Source organism: Streptomyces sp. AV19 (assembly GCF_015999245.1).
Classification (GTDB): Bacteria; Actinomycetota; Actinomycetes; order Streptomycetales; family Streptomycetaceae; genus Streptomyces.
Map to the genome: position 1 here is coordinate 1 of NZ_JAEAMR010000046.1, position 2665 is coordinate 2665.

The 2665-nt window shown below is 71.6% G+C and carries 1 protein-coding gene; it reads right to left on the reverse strand.

From position 1 onward, the window contains the following. Positions 1–261: 261 nt before the first annotated feature. Complete coding sequence (locus I5Q34_RS32925) at positions 262–1482, reverse strand: acyl-CoA dehydrogenase family protein (protein ID WP_199896171.1); 1221 nt, start codon at positions 1480–1482, stop codon at positions 262–264. Positions 1483–2665: the final 1183 nt, after the last annotated feature.

Consider the following 2665-nt stretch of genomic DNA (forward strand, 5'->3'; position numbering starts at 1 on the left):
GGGGGGGCGGCGGGGTCACCCCCCCGCCGCGGGGGGTCACCCGCCCCTGGTGGGCGCCAACGGCGCGCGGCCCCACCACCTAGCCCCCCGTCCGTTGGGGGGGGGCCCCGCGGCCGCGGGGGGGGGCGCGCAACGCCGGAAAGGCGGCGGGCAACGCCGGCGGACGGCCGCGGGGCGGCCCGGTCCGCCGGCGTTGCCCGGCCGGTGGCGGTGCGCGGTCCCGGACCGCGGAGCCCCGCGGGGGAGCGGTCCGGGGAACCGCTACAGCAGGAAGCTCACGGCCTGCGGGTCCTCGCCGAGCAGCACCCGGCCGTACATCTCCTCGGGGATGCCGGCCCCGAAACCCGCGTGCCGGTTGGCCACGTTGACGTCCCGCCAGATCCGCTGGAGCGGGTTGGCCTCGGCGAAGGCGGACGTGCCGTGGGCGGTGACCAGCAGGTCGATCGCCTCGCGGCACTGCCGGCTGGCGTACGCCGAGTCGGTGCGGACCCGGGTGCGGGTGGGTACGTCCGGCGCCTCGTCGCGGCGGGCGTGCGCGTCGATGTCCTCGGTGAGCCGGTGCGCGTGGAACAGCGCGGTGTCGATCTTCGTGGCCGCCTCGGCGACGGTCGTCTGGAAGGTGACCGACTGGACTTGGCTGGTGTACGTGGAGGCGTTGACCGACCGCTTCGGGGCCTTCTCCAGGACCAGCTCCAGACCGGCCTTCACCTCGCCGAGCTGCGCGCCGAGCAGCGAGGTCAGCAGCACGCCCGCGAAGCTGCTGCGGTAGAGGGTCTCCTCCGGACGGCGGGGCGGGACCGCCCCGTTGAGGGTCGGCATCAGCGGGATCAGCCGGTGATCGGGGACGGTCTTCCCGTCCACCACGATCGTGTTGCTGCCGGTGCCCCGCAGGCCCGTGATGAACCAGGTGTCCTCGACAGTCGCGTCCCGCATGGGGACGAGTGCGAGGAACAGCTCGGGCGCGGCGTCCCCGTCCTGTACCGGGAGGACGACCACGGCCCAGTCGCAGTGCAACGCACCGGACGCGTAAGGCCACTTGGCGGTGACCAGGGCGCCGCCCCCGATCTTCCGGGCAGGGGCGCCGGGGCCCAGGATCAGGGCGACCCCGGCGTCGGGGTTCTCGCCCCAGACCTCTTCCCGCGCCTCGTCCGGGAAGAGCGCCGCGACGAAGTTGCCCGCGTTGAGGACGCCGGTGACCCATGCGGCGGAGCCGCAGCCGCGGCCGAGTTCGGTGACGACGTCCAGCAGGGTGCGGGAGTCCGACTCGTAGCCGCCGAAGCGCCGGGGCGTCAGCAGCCGGAAGAGCCCGGCGTCCCGGACGGCGGCGACGGTGCGTTCGTCGAGCCGGCGGTCGCGGTCGGCCTGCGGCGCCTGTTCCCACAGCCGGTCCCGCAGGGCGGCGGCCCGTGCGACGAGCTCGTCGCGGGAGGGCACGTCGTGCGCGGCGGCAGCGGCCTGTGGGTTCTGGGATGAAGTGGTCATGAACAGCTGTCTCCTGTCGGGCTGAAGGGATGGCCTGCGGCGCGGGTTGTTCGGGTCGCGCCGCGGAACGGATCGCCAGGACGGGACGGCCTGCCCCAGGGCAAGGGCAGGTTCGGAGGGGCGGCGGCGAAGCCGCGGCCGCTCTCCGGAAGGCTGACCACTGTGAAGCGCTTCGCGTGCGCGGGGCGGCACGGTCGCGCGGGTTGTTGCAGTGACACCACGTCACGCGCGCTGGGCGCGAGGACGTTCATTTCCGAATTCCCCCGTGATCCCCCGTTACTTGGGCCGTTGATCCGTCTCGGGACCTAGGCCGGTGGTTCGAGCTTCCCCCAACCATCGACGGAGTGCCAATACGAACGGCGTATAGGAGCTATATCGAAAGCGAATCACCGGGGCCCGAACGTCTTTTTTGCCCGGTCGGCCAAATCGCGCCATGGCGCATTCATGCAGGGTGCACCAAGGTTGAGTGGAGGGCCTGTGGCGTTCATTACAGGTTTGTGAACTCCCTTGGTGGGGAGCGTAATTGGATTGGTTTCGTCCGGTGCGCGGATCGCATCTGTCCGAGGCGTTGCGAGTCAAGCCCCCTGCGTGTCAAATAGTCCTCATGCGGTGTACATCGAAGTCCGTTGTCTGACGCCGCGCAGTGGGGCAGAATCAACCGGGTCGTTGGTTCCGGCGGAACCGACGGGACAGGTGTATCCAGGGGCGCCCGCGGTACGGCTACGCGAGCGGCGCTCCCGAACGGGGGATCCATATGAACACCGAGTTGTGTCCGTCTTCGGCCATATCGCCAGGCGGCGCGGCCCGCGCCGCCGCTGCCGCCGCCCGTCGAGCGGGCGTCGCGACGGCTTCGCACTAGACAACCCGGTCGGCCCGGGCGTCGTACCCGCGCCACCCGCTTCTCGGGCGGGGCGCGCGGCGTCGGCGGCCCTGTGCGCGATCGCGCCGCTCCGGCCGGCTCCATGGCGAACTGATTCCGCCCCGCCGGTCCGTCGTCCACGGACCGCCTCACCCACCCACACGTACGACCACTTCGGCACGCCAACAGCCGCTCAGGGTTGCGCTGTTGGCTGTTCCGGCACCCATGGAGGGGAAGTAATGTCCGATTCTGTGCAGTCGCAAGGTTTCACGGACAGCGCCGAGCTGCGCCGGGTCAACCGGGCCACGGTCGAGAAGTACATGA